Source organism: Streptomyces monticola, assembly GCF_042665355.1.
GTDB classification, from domain to species: domain Bacteria; phylum Actinomycetota; class Actinomycetes; order Streptomycetales; family Streptomycetaceae; genus Streptomyces; species Streptomyces monticola.
This window is the reverse complement of the sequence record NZ_JBHTCF010000001.1, coordinates 985,128-1,005,642: the sequence shown is the minus strand read 5'-3', so window position 1 is coordinate 1,005,642 and position 20,515 is coordinate 985,128. Positions and strand designations below refer to the sequence as shown.

General features: G+C 70.4%; 14 protein-coding genes, 1 tRNA gene and 2 pseudogenes. 4 read left to right on the top strand and 13 right to left on the bottom strand.

Annotation, left to right across the window (positions count from 1 at the left end):
* Positions 1-4 precede the first annotated feature (4 nt).
* From ACFQVC_RS04145 to sucC, 4 genes are all read right to left on the bottom strand, one after another.
* A tRNA-Leu gene (locus ACFQVC_RS04145) sits at positions 5-89 on the bottom strand.
* Between the two features lie 437 nt (positions 90-526).
* Positions 527-2,077, bottom strand: a complete 1,551-nt coding sequence (locus ACFQVC_RS04140) for an aldehyde dehydrogenase family protein (RefSeq protein WP_381826478.1) — start codon at positions 2,075-2,077, stop codon at positions 527-529.
* A gap of 246 nt (positions 2,078-2,323) precedes the next feature.
* Positions 2,324-3,202: a succinate--CoA ligase subunit alpha gene (gene sucD / locus ACFQVC_RS04135; protein WP_381826476.1), complete on the bottom strand. Its 879-nt coding sequence runs from the start codon at positions 3,200-3,202 to the stop codon at positions 2,324-2,326.
* Positions 3,203-3,465: 263 nt separating this feature from the next.
* Complete coding sequence (sucC, locus tag ACFQVC_RS04130; RefSeq protein WP_381826474.1) at positions 3,466-4,590, bottom strand: ADP-forming succinate--CoA ligase subunit beta; 1,125 nt, start codon at positions 4,588-4,590, stop codon at positions 3,466-3,468.
* Between the two features lie 210 nt (positions 4,591-4,800).
* Between sucC and ACFQVC_RS04125 the strand changes: the two genes are divergently transcribed.
* The 4 genes from ACFQVC_RS04125 (at position 4,801) to ACFQVC_RS04110 (ending at position 11,431) form a co-directional block, all read left to right on the top strand.
* Entirely contained in the window at positions 4,801-6,486 is a 1,686-nt protein-coding gene (locus ACFQVC_RS04125; RefSeq protein WP_381826472.1) for a thiamine pyrophosphate-binding protein, read from the top strand.
* Between the two features lie 13 nt (positions 6,487-6,499).
* Positions 6,500-7,732 carry a formyl-CoA transferase gene (gene frc / locus ACFQVC_RS04120; RefSeq protein ID WP_381826470.1) on the top strand — a complete coding sequence of 411 codons (1,233 nt, stop codon included), beginning with the start codon at positions 6,500-6,502 and terminating at the stop codon, positions 7,730-7,732.
* 3 nt (positions 7,733-7,735) lie between these two features.
* Positions 7,736-9,868 carry an acetate--CoA ligase family protein gene (locus ACFQVC_RS04115; RefSeq protein ID WP_381826468.1) on the top strand — a complete coding sequence of 711 codons (2,133 nt, stop codon included), beginning with the start codon at positions 7,736-7,738 and terminating at the stop codon, positions 9,866-9,868.
* A gap of 174 nt (positions 9,869-10,042) precedes the next feature.
* The gene (locus ACFQVC_RS04110) at positions 10,043-11,431 is read left to right on the top strand and encodes an OFA family MFS transporter (RefSeq protein ID WP_381826466.1); all 1,389 of its coding nucleotides are present in this window, start codon (positions 10,043-10,045) and stop codon (positions 11,429-11,431) included.
* Between the two features lie 114 nt (positions 11,432-11,545).
* Here the strand turns inward: ACFQVC_RS04110 and ACFQVC_RS04105 are convergent, their stop codons facing one another.
* The 9 genes and pseudogenes from ACFQVC_RS04105 to ACFQVC_RS04065 form a co-directional block, all read right to left on the bottom strand.
* On the bottom strand, positions 11,546-12,613 hold the full coding sequence (locus ACFQVC_RS04105) for a sugar phosphate isomerase/epimerase family protein (RefSeq protein ID WP_381826464.1): 1,068 nt from the start codon (positions 12,611-12,613) through the stop codon (positions 11,546-11,548).
* A 45-nt stretch (positions 12,614-12,658) separates the two neighbouring features.
* Positions 12,659-14,074 carry an alkaline phosphatase family protein gene (locus tag ACFQVC_RS04100; protein ID WP_381826462.1) on the bottom strand — a complete coding sequence of 472 codons (1,416 nt, stop codon included), beginning with the start codon at positions 14,072-14,074 and terminating at the stop codon, positions 12,659-12,661.
* Positions 14,071-14,700: pseudogene (locus ACFQVC_RS04095) on the bottom strand (metabolite traffic protein EboE); the annotation flags it as partial. The gene ACFQVC_RS04100 and the pseudogene ACFQVC_RS04095, both read right to left, overlap by 4 nt.
* Before the next feature lie 141 nt (positions 14,701-14,841).
* Positions 14,842-15,441, bottom strand: a pseudogene (locus ACFQVC_RS04090) (metabolite traffic protein EboE); the annotation flags it as partial.
* A 3-nt stretch (positions 15,442-15,444) separates the two neighbouring features.
* A complete protein-coding gene (locus ACFQVC_RS04085; RefSeq protein WP_381826460.1) occupies positions 15,445-16,293 on the bottom strand; it encodes a TatD family hydrolase in 849 nt (282 codons plus the stop codon).
* Positions 16,293-17,024 carry an EboA domain-containing protein gene (locus ACFQVC_RS04080; protein WP_381826458.1) on the bottom strand — a complete coding sequence of 244 codons (732 nt, stop codon included), beginning with the start codon at positions 17,022-17,024 and terminating at the stop codon, positions 16,293-16,295. Before ACFQVC_RS04080 ends, ACFQVC_RS04085 begins: the two co-directional genes overlap by 1 nt.
* A complete protein-coding gene (locus ACFQVC_RS04075) occupies positions 17,021-18,007 on the bottom strand; it encodes a sugar phosphate isomerase/epimerase family protein (RefSeq protein WP_381826456.1) in 987 nt (328 codons plus the stop codon). The genes ACFQVC_RS04080 and ACFQVC_RS04075 overlap by 4 nt, the downstream gene beginning before the upstream one ends.
* A gap of 85 nt (positions 18,008-18,092) precedes the next feature.
* Positions 18,093-19,151, bottom strand: a complete 1,059-nt coding sequence (locus ACFQVC_RS04070; protein ID WP_381826454.1) for an SCO3242 family prenyltransferase — start codon at positions 19,149-19,151, stop codon at positions 18,093-18,095.
* A gap of 68 nt (positions 19,152-19,219) precedes the next feature.
* Positions 19,220-20,365 (bottom strand): inositol-3-phosphate synthase, encoded by a 1,146-nt coding sequence (locus tag ACFQVC_RS04065; RefSeq protein WP_381827102.1) that lies wholly within the window; start codon positions 20,363-20,365, stop codon positions 19,220-19,222.
* Positions 20,366-20,515: the final 150 nt, after the last annotated feature.

The window sequence follows — 20,515 nt, the reverse complement described above, 5'->3', positions numbered from 1 at the left end:
GTTGTGTCCGAGGGGGGACTTGAACCCCCACGCCCGATAAAGGGCACTAGCACCTCAAGCTAGCGCGTCTGCCATTCCGCCACCCGGACTAGGTGTGTGTCGACCGCCGGGGCGTGCCCCGTGGCGACATGGACAACAATACCAAGGATTCAGGGTGCCTTTCACCTGCGTATCTGCCCGCCGCGCAGCGGCCACCGGGAGCGCAGGCGGGGCCCGCCGAGAGTTTCACTACGTGTGACGCAGTGACTACCGAGAGACGTCATCTGTGGGTGCCGCGGGTGCTTCCAGCGGTACGTGAGCGTCCGCGGGGCAACCCTCCGTACACGGGTGCTCGACGCGGCGCAGGGAGCCGCCGCTGCGGCACTGTGCGCTCCTGGAGCAGGCCGTGGAGCGCACAGTGCCGCAGCCCTCGGACCGGACCCCGCCCTCACCCCGGACCATCAGGGCACGGACCGAGGCCGGAGCACGGAAGGCGGCGGCGGCAGCAGCAGCAGCAGCAAGAACAACTGAGGCGTAAGCATGCCGCCTACGGCAACAGCTGATACTCCGGAAAGTTCCCGAGCAGCCGCTCCCCCGCCGGGCCCTGCGTGACCGCGCGGACGAGGAGTTCGCCGCCGACGAAGGCGCCGCGCCAGGATGCTCCGAAGCCGCCGAAGAGTTCCTCGCGGTCGCCGCGCGAGCGCGGCTTTCCGTGGCCGACCTTGAAGGCGCGGATCTGCGGGGCCAGGCGGTCGTAGGTGTCCTTGTCGTCCGTGGAGAGAGTGGCGACCAGCGCGCCGTTCGACGCGTTCATCGCGGCGAGGAGCTCCGCTTCCGTGTCGACCAGGACGATCGTGTCGACCGGACCGAAGGGTTCCGCGTGGTGCAGGGGTGAGGAAGGCGGCGGATTGAGGAGGGTGACGGGCGGGACGTAGGCCGAGGTGTCCTGGCCGGGCAGGAAGTGACCCTCGTCGAGGGCGCCGCGGTACAGCGGGACGGCGCCGCGGTCGACGGCCTCGGTGACCTGGTCGCTGAGTTCCTTGGCCTTGGCCGCGTTGATCACGGGGCCGAAGTCGAGGGTGGGCAGCGGGTCGTCGGGGTTGGCCACGGCCAGCGGGTGGCCGGTGCGGATGCCGCGAACGGCGGGCAGGTACGCGGCGAGGAACTGGTCGAACAGGGCGCGCTGGACCACGAAGCGCGGGTAGGCGGTGCAGCGCTGCTTGCCGTAGTCGAAGAGCTTGGGGATCACGGCGGAGAGTGCGTCCCAGTCCGAGTGGTTCCAGATGCCCCAGGTGTTGAGGCCCTCCTGCTCCAGGATGTGGCGCTTGCCGAGGTCCGCGACCGCGGTGGCCACCGCTGCTCCGGTGTCGCGGCCGCCGACGAACGAGACACAGCCGATCTCGGGGGCGCGCACCAGCGCGTCGGAGAGTTCGCCGCCGCCGCCGCTGACCAGGGTCGCCGGGATGCCTTCGCGCTGGGCGAGGGCGCAGGCCAGGGTGAGGCAGGCCAGGCCGCCGTCGGTGGGGGTCTTGGCGATCACGGCGTTACCGGCCAGGGCCTGGACCAGCATGGCGTGAACGAGTACGGACATCGGGTAGTTCCAGCTGGCGATGTTGGAGACCGGTCCGACGAGCGGGGTCCGGCCCTCGACCATCGGCTCGATGCCGTCGACGTACCAGCGCACGCCGTCGATGGCCCGGTCCACATCGGCCTGCGCCAGACGCCAGGGCTTGCCGATCTCCCAGACCAGGAGCAGCGCGAGCAGTTCGCGGTGCTCGGTGAGGGCGTCGAGGGTGGCGGCGACGCGGGCGCGGCGCTCGGTGAGCGGGATGTGCCGCCAGGCGCGGTGCTGGTCGAGTGAGGCGCGTACCGCCTGCTGGGCGGTGGCCGCGTCCAGGCGTGGCGGTCCGGCGATGGGGCTGCCGTCGACGGGGCTTGTGGCGGGCAGGGCGCGGCCTTCGGCGTGCCAGGCGGCGCCCCAGAGGTTGAGGACACGGTCGTCGCGGAAGGCCTCGGGGGCCACGGCGAGACAGCGCTGCCACGCGTCGGACCAGGCGGTGCCCGGCTTGAGGGTGAGGGTGTTGGGGGTTGCTGCCATCGGTTCTTCTCCGCTCACGGTGCACAGTCGGTTGAGGGCCCGGAGGACCTTCCGCAGAAGGCTGGTGGCGGGCGACGGGCGGGAGGGAGGTGCATGGCTGTTCGGGCTCGACGGTAGTGCTCCGGGTGCCGGGCACCTATGAGTGAGGTCACGTATGCGGCAAGTAGCCCGGGCGCCACGCCGGTTGGGCTCCCCGCGCGCGCCCGGGCGCCCCACTTGGCTGCACCCCGCCTCCTCTTGGAGATGTCATACGCCGAGCCGGTCGAGTACGAGTCGGGCGGTCTCGGTGGGGGTCGCGCCGACGCGCACGCCCGCGGCTTCGAGGGCCTCCTGCTTGGCGCGCGCTGTGCCCGATGAGCCGGAGACGATGGCGCCGGCGTGGCCCATGGTCTTGCCCTCGGGGGCGGTGAAGCCGGCGACGTAGCCGATGACGGGTTTGCTGATGTGCTCGCGGATGTACGCGGCGGCGCGTTCTTCCGCGTCGCCGCCGATCTCGCCGATGAGGACGACGAGTTCGGTGTCGGGGTCGCCCTCGAAGGCCTGCAGGCAGTCGATGTGGGTGGTGCCGATGACGGGGTCGCCGCCGATGCCGACGCAGGTGGAGAAGCCTATGTCGCGCAGCTCGTACATGAGTTGGTAGGTCAGGGTGCCCGACTTGGACACGAGGCCTATGCGGCCGGGCTTGGTGATGTCGGCGGGGATGATGCCGGCGTTGGACTGGCCCGGGGTGATCAGGCCGGGACAGTTGGGGCCGATGACGCGGGTGCCGCGTTGTTTGGCGTACGTGTGGAAGGCGACCGCGTCGTGTACGGGGATGCCCTCGGTGATGACGACGGCCAGGGCGAGGCCCGCGTCGGCGGCCTCGGTGACGGCGGCCTTGCAGAAGGCGGGCGGGACGAAGACGACGGTGGTGTCCGCGCCGGATACCTCGACGGCCTCGCGAACGGTGCCGAACACAGGCACCGCGCGGTCGTCGAAGTCGACGGTGCGGCCCGCCTTGCGGGGGTTGACGCCGCCGACCACTTCGGTGCCGGCGGCCAGCATGCGGCGGGTGTGCTTCATGCCCTCGGCGCCGGTCATGCCCTGGACCAGGACCTTGCTCTCCTTGGTGAGGTAGATCGCCATGGTGTGAACTCCTCTGCTTCGGGCGGCTGAGCGTGCTTGCGGAGGGCCGTGTCGATGTGGCTCCACCGCGGCGCGGGCGCGACCGCCTACGGCTCAGCCACAGATGGTGGCTGGTGGACGGCGGACGCCGGCTGGTGGACGGCGGATGACGGATGACGACGGCTGACGACTGACGACTGGCAGCTGACGGCTGACGGCTGACGGCTGACGGCTGACGGCTGACGGCTGACGGCTGACGGCTGATCAGAAAGCCCGCGGAACGCTCAGCCGGCCAGTTCCGCGGCGCGGCGGGCGGCGCCGTCCATAGTGGGGGCCTGCTCGACGAGCGGGTGGTGGTGGCCGTCGAGGATGGCGCGGCCTTGTGCGGCGTTGTTGCCGTCGAGTCGCACGACCAGGGGTTTGGTGAGGCGGATCTCGCCGAGTGCCTGCACGATGCCGTCGGCGACGGCGTCGCAGGCGGTGATGCCGCCGAAGACGTTCACGAAGACGGACTTGACGTCCGGGTCGGAGAGGATGACGGACAGGCCGTCGGCCATGATCTGCGCGGAGGCGCCGCCGCCGATGTCGAGGAAGTTGGCGGGGCGGGCGCCGCAGCCCGCGACGACGTCGAGGGTGGACATGACGAGGCCCGCGCCGTTGCCGATGACTCCCACCTGGCCGTCGAGTTTGACGTAGTTGAGCCCCTTGGCCGCGGCCGCCGCTTCCAGGGGGTCGTCGTGGGCGCTGCCGGCGGAGCCCCAACGAGCCTGCCGGAAACGGGCGTTGTCATCGAGGGTGACCTTGCCGTCGAGCGCGAGAAGCCGTCCGTCGCGGGTGCGCACCAGCGGGTTGACCTCGACGAGTACGGCGTCCTCCTCGGTCAGTACGGTCCAGAGTTTGACCAGGACGTCCGCCGCTTCGGGAGGCAGGCCGGCCGCCGCGGCGATCTCCGCGGCCTTGTCGGCGGCGACGCCGTGCGCGGGGTCGACGGGGATACGGGCCACCGCCTCGGGCCGGGTCGCCGCGACCTCCTCGATCTCCATGCCGCCCTCGGCCGAGGCGATGGCGAGGAAGCGGCCCGCGGCCCGGTCGAGGACGTAGGAGACATAGAACTCCCGCTCTATGTCGACAGGTTGGGCGAGCATCACCTGGTGCACGGTGTGGCCCTTGATGTCCATGCCGAGGATCTGTCGGGCCGTCAGTTCGGCGGCGGCGGGGTCGGCGGCGAGTTTGACGCCGCCCGCCTTGCCGCGCCCCCCGGTCTTCACCTGGGCCTTGACGACAACGCGTCCGCCGAGGTCATCGGCGATACGGCGGGCCTCCTTGGCCGTGCCGGTCACCCCGGCTCTCGGCACCAACACGCCGTATTTCTCGAAGAGTTCCCTTGCCTGGTACTCGAACAGGTCCATTCCGGCTCCTGACTTAAAAGTGCCGCACGCCCCCTGGACACCACCCACCGGATGCGGGATAACAAGCTTCATACAGTATTCGTCGACTGTATGCAATCTACCGCGACGGCGGTGTGAGCAGTACGTCAGAGCAGCGCATGAGCAGTACGTGAGCAGTACTCGAGCCCTGCCCGAGTACGCCGACCCCCTACGAAGGGACAGGACTTCGCCATGCCCGACGAGAACAGCCAGCAACTCATTTCCGGTGGGCACCTGGTCGCCAAGGCACTCAAAGCGGAGGGCGTGGACATCATCTACACCCTGTGCGGCGGCCACATCATCGACATCTACGACGGCTGCGTCGACGAGGGCATCGAAGTCGTCGACGTACGCCATGAACAAGTCGCCGCCCACGCCGCCGACGGCTATGCCCGTATCACCGGGAAGCCGGGCTGCGCCGTCGTCACCGCGGGCCCCGGCACCACCGACGCCGTCACCGGAGTCGCCAACGCCTTCCGCGCCGAGTCACCGATGCTGCTCATCGGCGGCCAAGGGGCCCACACCCAGCACAAGATGGGCTCGCTCCAGGACCTGCCGCACGTCGACATGATGACGCCGATCACCAAGTTCGCCGCGACGGTGCCGGATACGGCGCGCGCCGCCGACATGGTGTCCATGGCGTTCCGCGAGTGCTATCACGGCGCTCCCGGACCCTCCTTCCTGGAGATCCCGCGCGATGTGCTCGACGCGAAGGTGCCCGTGGACAAGGCGCGGGTGCCCCGGGCCGGGCAGTACCGGGCCTCGACCCGGTCGACCGGTGACCCGGAGGCGATCGAGAAGCTCGCCGACCTCCTGGTGCACGCCGAGAAGCCCGCGATCCTGCTCGGCAGCCAGGTGTGGACGACGCGCGGCACCGAGGCGGCCACCGAACTCGTACGCACCCTCAATGTGCCGGCCTATATGAACGGCGCCGGCCGCGGCACGCTCCCTCCCGGCGACCCGCACCACTTCCAGCTCTCCCGCCGGTACGCCTTCTCCAACGCCGATGTCATCGTGATCGTCGGCACTCCCTTCGACTTCCGGATGGGCTACGGCAAACGGCTCTCGCCCGACGCCACCGTGGTGCAGATCGACCTGGACTACCGCACCGTCGGCAAGAACCGGGACATCGACCTCGGGATCGTCGGCGACGCGGGCCTGATCCTGAAGTCGGTGACCGAAGCCGCCTCGGGACGCCTGAACGGCGGTGCCTCCAAGCGCAAGGAGTGGCTGGACGAGCTGCGCGCCGCCGAGCAGGGCGCCCTGGAGAAGCGGCTGCCGAACCTGCGCTCGGACGCCTCCCCCATCCACCCCTACCGCCTGGTCAGCGAGATCAATGACTTCCTGACCGAGGACTCCATCTACATCGGTGACGGCGGCGACATCGTCACCTTCTCCGGTCAGGTCGTCCAGCCCAAGTCACCGGGGCACTGGATGGACCCCGGGCCGCTCGGCACGCTCGGCGTGGGCATTCCCTTTGTGCTCGCCGCCAAGCAGGCCCGCCCGGACAAGGAGGTCGTGGCGCTCTTCGGCGACGGCGCGTTCTCCCTGACGGGCTGGGACTTCGAGACCCTGGTCCGTTACGACCTCCCCTTCGTCGGCATCGTCGGCAACAACTCCTCCATGAACCAGATCCGTTACGGCCAGAAGGCCAAGTACGGCGATGAGCGCGAGCGCGTCGGCAACACCCTCGGCGACGTCCACTACGACAAGTTCGCCCAGATGCTCGGCGGTTACGGCGAGGAGGTCCGCGACCCCGCCGACATCGGCCCCGCGCTGCGCCGGGCCCGCGAGTCAGGCAAGCCCTCGCTCATCAACGTCTGGGTCGACCCGGACGCCTACGCCCCCGGAACCATGAACCAGACCATGTACAAGTGAGGAGCTGCTTGTCATGACGACCAAGGCTCTTGAGGGCGTACGCGTCCTCGACATGACCCACGTCCAGTCCGGTCCTTCCGCCACTCAGCTGCTCGGCTGGCTCGGCGCGGACGTCGTGAAGCTGGAGGCGCCGACCGGGGACATCACCCGCAAGCAGCTGCGCGATCTGCCCGACGTCGACTCGCTCTACTTCACGATGCTCAACTGCAACAAGCGGAGCATCACCCTCAACACCAAGACCGAGCGCGGCAAGGAGCTCCTCACCGAGCTGATCCGGCGCTCGGACGTGATGGTCGAGAACTTCGGCCCCGGGGCCGTGGACCGTATGGGGTTCACCTGGGAACGCATCCAGGAGATCAATCCTCGTATCGTCTATGCCTCCATCAAGGGCTTCGGGGAAGGTCCGTACACCAACTTCAAGGCCTACGAGGTCGTGGCACAGGCCATGGGCGGGTCGATGTCGACCACGGGCTTCGAGGACGGGCCGCCGCTGGCGACGGGGGCCCAGATCGGCGACTCGGGAACCGGCATTCATGCCGTCGCCGGAATACTCGCGGCGCTCTACCAGCGGGAGAACACCGGGCGCGGGCAGCGGGTCAACGTGGCCATGCAGCATGCCGTGCTCAACCTCTGCCGGGTGAAGCTGCGCGATCAGCAGCGCCTGGCCCACGGCCCGCTCGCTGAATATCCGAACGAGGACTTCGGCACGGAAGTTCCCCGCTCGGGAAACGCCTCCGGCGGCGGCCAGCCCGGCTGGGCGGTCAAGTGCGCCCCGGGCGGCCCCAACGACTACGTGTACGTCATCGTGCAGCCCGTCGGCTGGAAGCCGATGTCCGAGCTGATCGGCCGGCCCGAACTGGCCGACGACCCCGAGTGGGCCACGCCCGAGGCCCGGCTTCCCAAGCTGAACAAGATGTTCCAGCTGATCGAGGAATGGTCCTCCACGCTGCCCAAGTGGGAGGTCCTGGAACAGCTCAACTCCCACAACATCCCGTGCGGCCCGATCCTGTCCACCAAGGAGATCGTCGAGGACGCCTCGCTCGCCGCCAACGAGATGGTCGTGAAGGTGCCGCATCCCGAGCGCGGCGAGTTCACCACGGTCGGATCCCCGCTCAAGCTCTCCGACTCCCCCGTGGATGTGATCAGTTCACCGCTGCTCGGCGAGCACAACGAAGAGGTGTACGTCGGCGAGCTCGGCCTCGGTGACGAGGAGCTGCGCCTGCTCAAGTCGAACGGAGTGATCTGAGTGATGGCAGAGGACCGCACGCAGACGGTGCGGGCGCTGCTCGACGCCGTACGGGCCGAGGGGCGCACCGCGCTCACCGCGCCCGAGGGCAAGGTGATCGCGGACGCGTACGCCATCGCCGTGCCGGGCGAGGAGCTGGCCCGTGACGTCGACCAGGCGGTGGCGGCGGCGGCGCGCTTCGAAGGACCCGTCGTCCTCAAGATCGTCTCCCCCGACATCCTGCACAAGACGGATGCGGGCGGCGTCATCGTCGGCGTGGAGGGCGCCGCGGACATCCGCGCCGCCTTCCACACGATCGTCGACAGTGCGCGCGCCTACGCGCCCGACGCCCGCATCGAGGGCGTCCAGGTGCAGCAACTGCTCCCCAAGGGGCAGGAGGTCATCGTCGGCGCGGTCACCGACCCGACCTTCGGGAAGGTGGTGGCCTTCGGCCTCGGCGGTGTCCTCGTGGAAGTGCTCAAGGACGTGACGTTCCGGCTCGCGCCCGTCGACGCGGACGAGGCCGTCTCCATGCTGGACTCGATCCGGGCCGCGGAGATCCTGCGGGGCGTACGCGGAGCTGCGGGCGTGGACCGGTGGGCGCTCGCCGAGCAGATCCGCCGCGTCTCCGAACTGGTCACCGACTTCCCCGAGATCGCGGAGGTCGACCTCAACCCGGTGATCGCCACCCCCGAAGGGGCACTCGCCGCGGACATCCGCGTCATCCTCTCCACTGAGACGCCGAAGGCGCGGCGCACCTACGGGCGCGAGGAAATCCTGCGCTCTATGCGCCGGTTGATGCAGCCCGCCTCGGTCGCCGTGATCGGCGCCTCCAACGAGCAGGGCAAGATCGGCAATTCGGTCATGCGCAATCTGATCGACGGCGGCTTCTCCGGCGAGATCCACCCCGTGAACCCCAAGGCCGATGACATTCAGGGCCGCAAGGCGTACAAGAGTGTCACCGACGTTCCGGGTGAGGTGGATGTGGCGGTCTTCGCGATCCCCGCCAAGTTCGTGGCCTCGGCCCTGGAGGAGGTGGGACGCAAGGGGATCCCCAACGCGGTGCTCATCCCCTCCGGCTTCGCCGAGACCGGCGAGCACCAGCTGCAGGAGGAGATCGTCGCGATCGCCGAGCGGCACGGCGTACGCCTGCTCGGTCCGAACATCTACGGCTACTACTCCACCTGGCACGATCTCTGCGCCACCTTCTGCACGCCCTACGACGTCAAGGGCGGCGTGGCCCTGACCTCCCAGTCTGGCGGCATCGGCATGGCCATCCTGGGCTTCGCCCGCGCCACCCACACCGGTGTCTCCGCGATCGTGGGCCTCGGCAACAAGTCGGACCTGGACGAGGACGACCTGCTGACCTGGTTCGGCGAGGACCCCAACACCCAGTGCATCGCCATGCACTTGGAGGACCTCAAGGACGGGCGCGCGTTCGTGGCGGCGGCACGGGAGACCGTTCCCAAGAAGCCCGTCGTGGTCCTCAAGGCGGGCCGTACGGCGGCCGGCGCCAAGGCCGCGGGCTCGCACACCGGGGCGCTCGCGGGCGACGACGCCGTGTACGACGACATCCTGCGGCAGGCTGGGGTGATCCGCGCACCCGGCCTCAACGACATGCTGGAGTACGCGCGCGCCCTGCCGGTGCTGCCCGCCCCCAAGGGCGACAACGTCGTCATCATCACCGGAGCGGGCGGTTCCGGGGTGCTCCTGTCGGACGCGGTGACCGACAACGGCCTGTCCCTGATGGAGATTCCGCAGGACCTGGACGCCGCCTTCAAGAAGTTCATCCCGCCCTTCGGGGCCGCGGGCAACCCCGTGGACATCACCGGCGGAGAGCCCCCGTCGACGTACGAGGCGACCATCAGGCTCGGCATGGAGGACCCGAGGATCCACGCTCTGGTGCTCGGCTACTGGCACACGATCGTCACCCCTCCCATGGTGTTCGCCGAGCTCACCGCGCGCGTGGTGGCCGATTTCAAGAAGCGCGGCATAGAGAAGCCGGTGGTGGCATCGCTCGCGGGTGACGTCGAGGTCGAGGAGGCCTGCGCGTATCTCTTCGAGCGCGGCGTCGTCGCGTACCCCTACACGACCGAGAAGCCCGTCGCCGTACTCGGCGCCAAGTACCGGTGGGCGCGGGCGGCGAGGCTGCTGTGAGAGCGCGGACCGGTGACCTGCGGCAGCCCGCCCGGAGGTGGTCGATGACGGCCTGACGTGGAGGGGGCGGCCGGCGGTGCGCGCCGGCCGCCCCCGGGACCCGGGCGCACACGAAAGGAATTGGACAGGGGGCGCTGGCCAGGCTCTTTTCGACGCAAGGGGTGCTAACGCGAGATGACAACCACCGACATACCCACGTCCGTCCCCTACAGGGAGGTGACGGACGCCAACGGCCGGATGTACCGCGTCGGCGAGACCGACATCGACATCATGGGCCGCAAGCGCAAGTGGATGGTCATCCTGCCGTGGATCGGCATGATGGGCATCAGCTCCGCGGAGTACGCGTTCGCCTCCGCGGAGGACACCCTGCACACCGCGCACAGCTGGGGCAGCGCGCACATCTTCTGGATGCTCGGCGTGTGGGTCTTCTTCCAGGCCGCCGTGGCCTTCCCCGCGGGCAAGCTGCGTGAGTCGGGCAAGCTGCCCGCCCGCTGGGCGATGATGCTGGGCGCCGTCGGCACGCTTCTCGGCTATCTGTCACTGGCGTACGCGCCTCATGTGGTGGTCGCCTACATCGGCTTCGGCATGTTCAGCGGCATGGGCGCCGGCATGGTCTACGCGACCTGCGTGAACATGGTCGGCAAGTGGTATCCGGAGCGCAAGGGCGGCAAGACCGGCTTCGTCAACGGCGGATTCGCCTACGGCTCGGTGCCGTTCGTGTTCCTCTTCACCGGCTACATGGACCTGACCAACTTCCGCTGGGTCCTGGTCTCCGTCGGCGTCTTCCTGGCCGCCACCGTGGCCGCGGCCGGCTATTTCTTCAAGGACCCGCCGAAGAACTGGTGGCCCGCGGAGGTGGACCCGCTGCGCCCGCCGGACGACCCCCGCGCGCGCCGCGCGCTGCGGATGAACCCGCCCGCCGTCAAGCAGTACACCCCCAAGGAGGCCTGGCAGACCGGGCGGGTCGCACTGATGTGGTTCTGTCTGCTGTGCACCTCCGGCGTGAATATCTTCGGCATCGCCTTCCAGGTCGACATCGGCAAGGAAGCCGGGTTCGCCGGCGGCATCGTGGCCACGGCCATGTCCCTCAAGGCCATCGTGAACGGCACCGGGCGGGGCGTCATCGGCTGGCTGTCGGACCGCTACGGCCGCAAGCGGTGCCTGATCTTCGTCTGCGTGGTGCTCGGTCTGTCCCAGTACGGAATCCTGTGGTCGGCGGGTATCGAGAATCTGCCGCTGTTCCTGCTGTTCTCCTCGATCTCCGGATTCGGCGGCGGCGCGATCTTCCCGATGTTCGCGGCCATGACGGCTGACTACTTCGGCGAGAACAACAACGCCTCCAACTACGGCCTGGTCTACAGCTCCAAGCTGGTCTCCGGACTCCTCGGCTCCGGCATGGGCGCCTTCGTGGTCGGCCACTGGGGCCACACCGGGGCGTTCACTCTCGCCGGGTCCATCTCTCTGTTCGCCGGCTTCGTCGCCCTGTTCCTGTCGCAGCCCGGCAGACCCAAGGGCAAACACATCACTCCCAATCCCATGCCGATCAGCCGCGACGCGATCTGACGGCACGGCGCGGCACGCAGCACCGCACGGCCGGCGGATCCGCCACCGGATCCGCGCATACGACAGGGCCCGGGCCGCTCGCCGGTACCGGGCCCTGTCGTGTGTCCGTGTCCGTCAGTCGCCGCAGCGCTCCCGAAGCCCGTGCAGATGGGCACTGGACTTGCGGGCGAACGCGAACGACTCGGCCGGACTGTCGTGTTCCGCCTGCCAGTGGTGGTAGCGCCGCCCGCCCGGGGTGCGCCGGGTGACGGTGGACAGGAACGTCTTGTAGTCGATGTCGCCGTCGCCGACATCGCTCATGCGGTAGCCGTCACGCACCGTGTCGTCCTTGATGCCGTCCTTCACGTGGAACAGCGGATAGCGGTGCGGCTGCTTCAGCACGTACTCAAGGGGCGCGAACGGCGCGGGCGTGCCGTCGACGCGCTTGGAGAACCGGAACTGGGCGGCGTAGGCCCAGTAGATGTCCATCTCCAGATAGACGAGGTCCGGGTCGGTCTCGGCGAGCAGAACGTCGTAGAGGCGTATGTCGGGACGGTCGGTGGCGAAGGAGAACTCCTCGGCGTGGTTGTGCTGGTAGAACTTCATGCCGCGCTTCTTCGCCTCGGCGCCGTAGGTGTTGAACTCCTCGGCACAGCGCTTCCAGCCGTCGACGGTCGTGCCGTAGCGCCAGGGGCCCGAGGCGGTGCCGATGTGCTTGAGGCCGAGGGCCTGGGCCTCGTCGAGGACCTTGTTGAGGTTCTGCGCGAAGGTGTACGCGTTCGGGTCGTCGGCGTAGTAACCGACGTGGCTGCCGATCGGGTTGAGGCCGTGGTCGGCGGCGAGCCGCTTGAGCTGGGCGAGGGTGATGGGCCCCGCGGAGCCCTGCGTGTATCCGGCGAACTCGACCTCGTCGTAGCCGTACTTCGCCAACTCGGCAAAGACCGGGGCGAATCCGAGTGTGGAGACCTTGTCGCGCAGGCTGTACAGCTGGATGCCGAGGCGTCCGGGCGGCAGGACCGGGCCGCCCTTGCCCTTGCCCGTCGTGGCCGGGGCGTCCGCTGCGGCCTGAGCGGCGGCGGGCGTCGCGGCCGCGCCGAGTACGGCGGCCGCGGTGGCGCCGGCGGCGACGCCGAGCATGCCGCGGCGGCTGAGTCTGCGGGTGAGTTCGGGGTCTGCGGCGGAGTTGCGGGATGTGCGGGGCATGCGGGAACTCCTCGTGGTCACAGAGCGTTGTCAGTGGTGTCTGGTTCAGTTGTCTTCAGCGGGTCGGGCTTGCAGGCCCGCGAGTTGGAGCAGCAGGGATTTCACATCGGTGGCCCGGACGGGGCCGGTGAAGGCGCGGGGGGTGGAGCACAGGATGAGCGGACCGTCGTTCGGGTCATCGGGGAGGCGGCCATGGCTGCCGCGAATAGGTGAGGGATCCAGGGGCACCACCGCCATGCGGTAGCGCATGCCGAGTTTCTTGCGGGCCAGTGCCTTGGCTGCCTTGAGCTTCACGTAGGGATCGAGCGGGTCCATGAACAGCTCGACCGGGTCGTAGCCGGGCTTGCGGTGGATCTCCACGAGCTGCGCGAAGTCGGGGGCCAGGGTGTCGTCGAGCCAGTAGTAGTACGTGAACCACGCGTCCGGCTCGGCGACGGCGACGAGTTCGCCGGAGCGCGGATGGTCCAGGCCGTGGGCCTTCTTGCCCTCGTCGTCCAGGAGTTGCTCGATCCCCGCCAGGCCGGTCAGTGCCTCACGAGCGGAGTCGAGGTCTTCGGGGCGGCGGATGTAGATATGGGCGAGCTGGTGGTCGGCGACGGCGAAGGCGCGGGAGGTCATCGCATCGAGGTATTCCATGCCGTCCTGGGTGTGGACCTCGAGCAGCCCCGCCCGGCGCAGGGCCCGGTTGATGTCGACGCTCCGGCTGACCTTGGTGATGCCGTACTCGGACAGCGCGACGACGGTGCGGCCCTCGCGGCGGGCGTCGTCCAGGAGCGGAGCGAGGGCCGTATCGAGATCAGTGGCCGCTTGCAGGGAGCGCGGGTCGTCGGGGCCGTAGCGCTGCAGGTCGTAGTCGAGATGGGGGAGGTAGGCCAGGGCCAGATCGGGATGGTGGGCATCGAGGATGTGCCGGGTCGCGTCGATGATCCACTGGGAGGAGACGAGGTCGGCGCCCGGACCCCAGAAGTGGAACAGGGGGAACGTACCGAGTTTTTCGGTGAGTTGATCGTGCAGGGCCGGGGGCCGGGTGTAGCAGTCGGGTTCCTTGCGGCCGTCGGCGTAGTAGACGGGACGGGGGGTGACGGTGATGTCGGTGTCGGCGCCCATGGCGTACCACCAGCAGATATTGGCGACCGTGTAGCCGGGGTGCGCACGCCGGGCGGCGTCCCAGAGTTTGTCGCCGGCGACGAGCCCGTTGTGCTGGCGCCACAGCAGGACTTCGCCCAGTTCCCGGAAGTACCAGCCGTTGCCGACGATGCCGTGTTCGGCCGGGGGCGCTCCGGTCAGGAAGGTCGACTGGGCGGCACAGGTGACGGCGGGCAGGACGGTGCCGAGCTCGGCCTGGGAGCCGGAACCGGCAAGGGTCTTGAGGCGGGGCATGTGGTCGAGGAGCCGGGGGGTGAGGCCGACAACATCCAGCACCAGCAGCGGAGTCGGTGTCGCGGGAGAGGCAGGGGTCATGGGAGTTCCTTCAGGCCGAGGTCGACGAGGAGGTCGCGGGCGAGGGTGAGTTCGGCGGCGATGCCGTCGGCCAGCTGGCCGCGTCCGCGCGGGCGCAGCTCGGCGGGAAGGGCCTGCCAGGTGTAGGTCTCGACCTCGAGATGGCGGGTGCGGGGGTGCGGGCCGCCGACCAGGCGGGCCAGGGTCCCGCGCAGCACCTCCAGGGTGGAGGCGAGCGGCGCGGCGGGAGCGGCGTGCAGCGGGACGTGGAAGTGGGCCCGCCAGGGCGTCGTGTCCGGGAGGCTGCCTCCCGTCAGTGCGGCACCGAGGTCGTCGGTGCCGTGCAGGCCGGAGCCGTTGCGGGTGCGGGTCTGGTGCAGGAAGCGGGGCTCGTCGAAGGCCTCCAAGGCCTGGCGTACTTCCGTCAGTTGTGGCTGCTCGGCATGCAGGGCGGCGGAGAGCTGGACCTTGGGGATGGCGATACCGGCCGAGCCCAGGGCGTCGAGTGCGGTGTGCGGATCTTCGAAGGAGGTGGCGAGATGACAGGTGTCCACGCAGATGCCGATGCGGCCGGTGGGGGTGAGAGTGCCGGTGCCCGTGGCTGTGCCCTGTGTGCCGGAGTGCGCGGGACGCGTGCCGGTGTCCGTGGAGCGCGTGCCGGTGTCCGTGGGGCGCGTGCTGATGTCCGTCGAGCGCGTACCGGTGTCCGTGGAGCGCGTACCCGCGTTCGTCGAGCGTGTGCCGGGATGCGCGGAGTGCGGCCTGGTGGTGTGCTCGCGGATCGCGGTGAGCGGGGCGATGGCGTCGGCGGTGGTCTCGATGACGCAGCCGGGTTCGGGTTCGAGGCCGATACGGATGGAGCGGCCGGTGAGGTCTTCGAGGGCGTCGAGGCGTTCGGCGAGGGTGACCAGGGCGGTGCGGGCCTCCTGCGCGCGGCGCTCGTCGAATCCGGTGCGCCAGGCGAGGGGCAGGGTGGAGATGCTGCCTTCGGTGACGTCGTCCGGGAGGAGGGCGGTGAGCAGTCGGGCGAGGTCGGTGGTGTGAGTGAGGCGCGCCGGATCGGTCCAGTCGGGTTTGTAGACGCGGTATTTGACCTCTTGGGCGCCGAAGCCTTCGTAGGGGAAGCCGTTGAGGGTGACGACTTCCAGGCCGCGGCGGTCGAGTTCGGCGCGCAGGCCGCGCAGCGAGGCCGGGTCGGAGATCAGGGCGCGGGCGGCATCCCTGGCCAGCCACAGGCCGATACCGAGGCGGTCGCGGCCCAGACGGCGGCGCACCGGCTCGCAGTGGTCGCGCAGCTGCGCGAGGACGCCGTCGAGGGTCTCGGCGGGGTGGACGTTGGTGCAGTACGCGAGGTGGACGGTCGAGCCGTCCGGATGCCGGAAGCGCATCGCTCATTCGCCTCCGCGCAGGATGGAGTTCCCCTCGTGGGTGGCATCCGTGCCCGCCACGTCCAGGGACAGGCGGCCGCTCAGCCCGTAGAAGGCCACCGGGTTACGCCACAGCACCAGGTCCACGTCATCGTCGGTGAACCCTGCCTGCAGCATCGCCTCGGCGACCTTGCGGGTCTTGAGCGGATCGCTCTTGCCCCAGTCCGCCGCCGAGTTGACCAGGACCTTGTCGGGGCCGTAGGTCTGCAGGATCGCGACCATGCGGTCCTCGTCCATCTTGGTGTCGGGATAGACGGAGAAGCCCAGCCAGCAGCCGGCGTCCTTGGCCTCCTTCACGGTGGTCTCGTTGAGATGGTCGAGCAGCACCCGGTCTTCGGGCAGAGCGGATTCGCGGACGGCGTCGAGGGTGCGGCGCAGGCCGGCGAGTTTGTCGCGGTGCGGGGTGTGCACAAGGGCCGGCAGGGTGTGGTCGGAGGCGAGCTGGAGCTGGGCGGCCAGAGCGGTGTCCTCGGCCTCGGTCATGGAGTCGTAGCCGATCTCGCCGACGGCGACGACGTTGTCCTTGACCAGATAGCGCGGCAGTTGGTCCAGGACGGGGGTGCAGCGGGGGTCGTTGGCCTCTTTGGGATTGAGCGCGATGGTGCAGTGGTGGGCGATGCCGTACTGGGCGGCGCGGAAGGGCTCCCAGCCCAGGAGTCCGTCGAAGTAGTCGTAGAACGAGGCGGGCGAGGTGCGGGGCTGGCCGAGCCAGAAGGCGGGTTCGACCACGGCCCGCACTCCCGCGGCATACATCGCCTCGTAGTCGTCGGTGGTCCGCGAGGTCATATGGATGTGCGGATCGAAGATGCGCATCAGAACTCCTTGCGGGACACGTCCTCTTCGGACACGGGGGACACGGCTGGCTCGGTGGGTTCGGCCCGCTCGGTGGGTGGGGCCGGATCGGCGGGTTCGGCGGTCGGGGTGGTGAGGGCCAGGACGCGGTGCAGATCGCCGGGGACGGGACGGCCGGCCGCGGTGCGCTCACCGGCGTAGTCGCCGAGCATGCGGGCGAGTTCGCCGTCGCCGCGGGCCCGCTGCGGCAGGGCTGCGACGGCGTCGACCGGGACGCCGGTGAACAGGCACTTGAGGACGGCGTGCCGCCACTGGTGCGCGTCGAGGTGTTCGGCGGCGTAGGGGCCGACGGCCGCGGCGACGAGGCGGGTGTCATTGGTGCGCAGCGCGTCCTCGGTCAGGGGCAGTGCCTGCGGTCCGACGACGAGATGGGGCAGTGAGAGGAGGACGGCACGGCGTTCGGCTGCGGTGCCCTGCTGGTAGAGGCGGGTGAGGTCGGGGAGACCGGCATCGGCGGTGTGCAGAAGCAGCACCCGGGCGTCGTCGGCGAGCTCCGCCCCACAGCGGCGGCCCGCCTCGGCGAACCTCAACTCCCATACGGCCACTGCCGCGGCCGCGGCCGCAGGGTCTTCGTCGGGACTCCCAGCGGCGTGGGCCGAGGCTTCCGCGAGGGCCTGGTCGAGCCAGGCGCGGGTGGCGCCGTCCAGGGCGGAGTCGAGCCGGGCGCGGAGGGGCGCGATGCCGTCGGTCACGGGATTCCTCCTTGTTCCGCTGCGGGGGCACCGCTCGATCCGCGTGCTGCTGGGGCTCCGACCGGTCCGCGTGGCCCGCGGGCTGTGTGCGCTGTCTGCGCTGTGTGCGCTGTGTGCGCTGTGTGCGCTGTCTGCGCTGTGAGCGCTGTGAGCGCTGTGTGCAGGAACGACAGGGATTGCTCGGCGAGTTGGGGGCCCGCGTGGGAGTGGCGGGGCAGTTCGACGACGGTCAGGCCCTGGTAGCCGGTGGCGGCCAGGGCGTCGAGGACGGGCGGGAAGTCGATCTCGCCGTCACCGAAGGGGAGGTGTTCATGGACGCCGCGGCGCATGTCCTCGATCTGGACGTGGCGCAGCCATGGGGCGGCGGCGGTCACGCAGTCGGCGGGTGAGGCGGGTTCGAGGCACTGGCAGTGGCCGATGTCGAGAGTGAGGCCGAGGGCGTCGGGGGCACCCAGGTCGGTGCGCAGGCGGTGGAAGTCATCGAGGCAGGAGAGGAGGTGGCCGGGTTCGGGTTCGACGGCCAGCGGGATACCGGCGCCGGTGGCGGCGTCGACAACGGGGATGAGCGCGTCGGCGAGGCGCTTCCAGGCGAGGTCTTCGGAGGTGCCGTCAGGGGTGATGCCGCTGAAGCAGTGCACGGCATGGGCGCCCAGGTCGGCGGCGACCTGGATGGCACGGAGCAGCAGCCGGACCCGGGCTGCGCGCTGGTCGGGGTCGGGGTCCAGGAGGGAGGGGCCGTGTTTGCGGCGCGGGTCGAGGACGTAGCGGGCGCCGGTCTCGATGGTGACGCCGAGGCCGAGCTGTTCGAGCCGCCGTCCCACGCGGCGGGTCCGTGCGGTCAGGTCCGGGGCCATCGGGTCCAGATGCATATGGTCGAGGGTCAGCCCCACGCCGTCGTAGCCGAGGTCGGCGAGGAGGGTCAAAGCATCGTCGAGGCGCAGGTCGGTGAGCCCGTTGGTGCCGTAGCCGAAGCGGAGGGTCATGGGGCGGGCGTCCTTCTCGCGGGGGTGTCGGGGACGTTCACGGCAACGTTGTCGGCCGGTGCACGGGATCCGGCGGGGGCCCGGCTCATGTGGCGCTCACCTTCCGGGCGAGGCGGCGGGCCAGCGGGGCGAGGGCCGCCGTGGCCAGGGCCGTGCCGAGGGATCCGGCACGGGCGGCGAGTGCGGCCTGCAGGGGGATCATCGCGCGGATACCGCCGCCGACGGCGCGCTGGGTCAGCTGGGGGGACGGGTTGAGCGCGGCGTGCAGCAGGGGGCGGGCGGCGGTGGCGATGTAGGCGGCGCCGAGGAGCTGAGGGGCGCTCCGGTGCGCGGTGAGCGCGGCCGGCAGGCCAAGGGCGGCCGCAGGCCCGCGCTCGGGCCCGCGCCCGACCACCGCCCCCAGCACCACCGTCGCCGCGAGGGCTCCGAGGGGTATCGCCGATGAGCCGCCCTGGGCTTCGCGGCGGGAGACGGCGGTGACCGCGAGGGTGTGCGCGGCGAGCAGCGCCGAGGCGGGCAGCGCGGCACGGACGCCCGTGACCGGACCCGCCCCTCGCGCCGAACCGCGGTTCCAGTTCCAGTTCCGGCTCCGGTTCCGGCTCCCCGGCCCCCAAGTCGCCGTAGCACCCAGCAGGAGGTCCAGGCCGCGGGCGGTCGCCATGGCCGCTGGGCCCGCGGGGGTGTGTTTCAGGTGCAGGTCGTAGGCCCAGACGGTGCCCGCGAGTGCCGTCGCGGCGGTGAGGGCGGGGCGGCCCGCGCGGGCGGCGAGGCCCAGGCCGGCCACGGTCAGCGCGCCGGCCGCGGTGAGGGCGGCGGCCGGGGCGATGCGGCCGGAGGGCAGCGGGCGGTGCGGGCGTTCGACGGCGTCCTCCTCGCGGTCGGCCCAGTCGTTTAGCGCCATGCCCGCCTCGTAGAGGCACAGTGAGGCGCACAAGGCGGTGAGGGTGCGCCGGTTGGGGTGCAGGCCGACGGCCGCCGCCCCGGCGAGAGCGTCGCCCGGCACGGTGAACAGGGCGGATATACGGAGGAGTTCGGCCCAGTCGGCGGGACGGCCGAGCCCCGTCCCCGGGACTCCCGGGGCTCCCGTGGCTCCCGGGGCTCCCGGGGCTCCCGACGCCTCCGACGCCTCCGACGCCCCCAACATCCCCAGCGCTCCCACTCCACCCCGCGCAACCCGCGCAACCCGCGCCAATGCCGTCACCGCTCCCCGCCTCACCGCTGCTCCCCCCGCAGCCGCTCCGCGAGGCCCAGCAAGGCTCCGTACTGGTCGGCCAGCGATGAGGAGCCGGCGTCCGGGTCCTTGAAGTAGAAGCCCAACTCGCCGACCGGTCCCGTCAGTCCGGCTTCGGCCGCGCGGGCGAGCAGGCGGGCCAGGTCGAGGATCAGGGGCGCCGCGAGGGCGGAGTCACAGCCCTGCCAGATGGTCTGCAGGACCATGCGGGAGCCGAGGAAGCCGTCGAAGGCGATGTGGTCCCAGGCGGTCTTCCAGTCGCCGAGTGCCGGTACGTCGTCGATATGCACCTCGCCCTGCGGGGCCGCGCCGAGTACATCCGCGAGCACCCGTTCCTTGCCCGCGTTCTTCGCGGCCGCGGCGGCCGGGTCGGCGAGCGCCGCGCCATCGCCGCCGCCCAGGAGATTCGTACCGGACCAGGCGCGGACGTCCAGGGCCCGCTGCAGGAACATCGGGGCGAGGACGGAGCGAAGGAGGGTCTGTCCTGTCTTGCCGTCACGGCCCGCGCAGGGCACCCCCGCGGCGGCGGCCGCATCGCGAAGTGCCGGGTGGTGCAGGCCTGTTGAGGGGGTGAAGTTCACATACGGACAGCCGGCGCGCAGGGCCGCTGCCGCATACAGGGAGCTCGCCGGCAGCCGCGCCGCGCCCGCGTCGCAAACCGGCTCCGTCGAGGCGACGTTCACCACGACAGCACGGCCGAGGCCCCCTCGGCGTACGAAGTCCTCGATGTCGGCGGCGAAGGCGGCGATCAGTTCCTCGTCGTCCCGGGTGTCGCCGTGCAGCGGGCCGCCCGGCCTGATCTCGGCGTCGGCTGCGGCCAGTTCGGCCCGTACCGCCGACGGCAGACCGTGCGGGAGCACACCGCCCGCGGCCAGCTGCTCGGCCCGTTTGGGCAGCGGGCACTCCATCGTGTCGTGGCCGCCGAAGACCAAGGAGGCGAGGGGCGGCAGACCGGCCGCGGCGAAGGGCGGCGTCTCCGTCACCATCCCGGTCGCCGGATGGAGCCCCGCGGCCACCGCCGCACACCCCGCGACCGCCGTGGTGGCCACGGAGCCACGCGCACCGATCAGCCAGACACCAAGAGGAGGAAGAGGAAGAGGAAGAGGAAGAGGAAGAGCCGGAGGCAGAGGAGGAGGAACAGCGGCGGCAGGACTGCCGGAACTGCCAGGACTGGCAGAAGCGGCAGGACTGCCGGAACTGCCAGGACTGGCAGAACCGCCAGAAGCAGCAGGTCCGGCAGAACCGCCGGAAGCACCAGGTCCGGCAGAAGCAGAAGC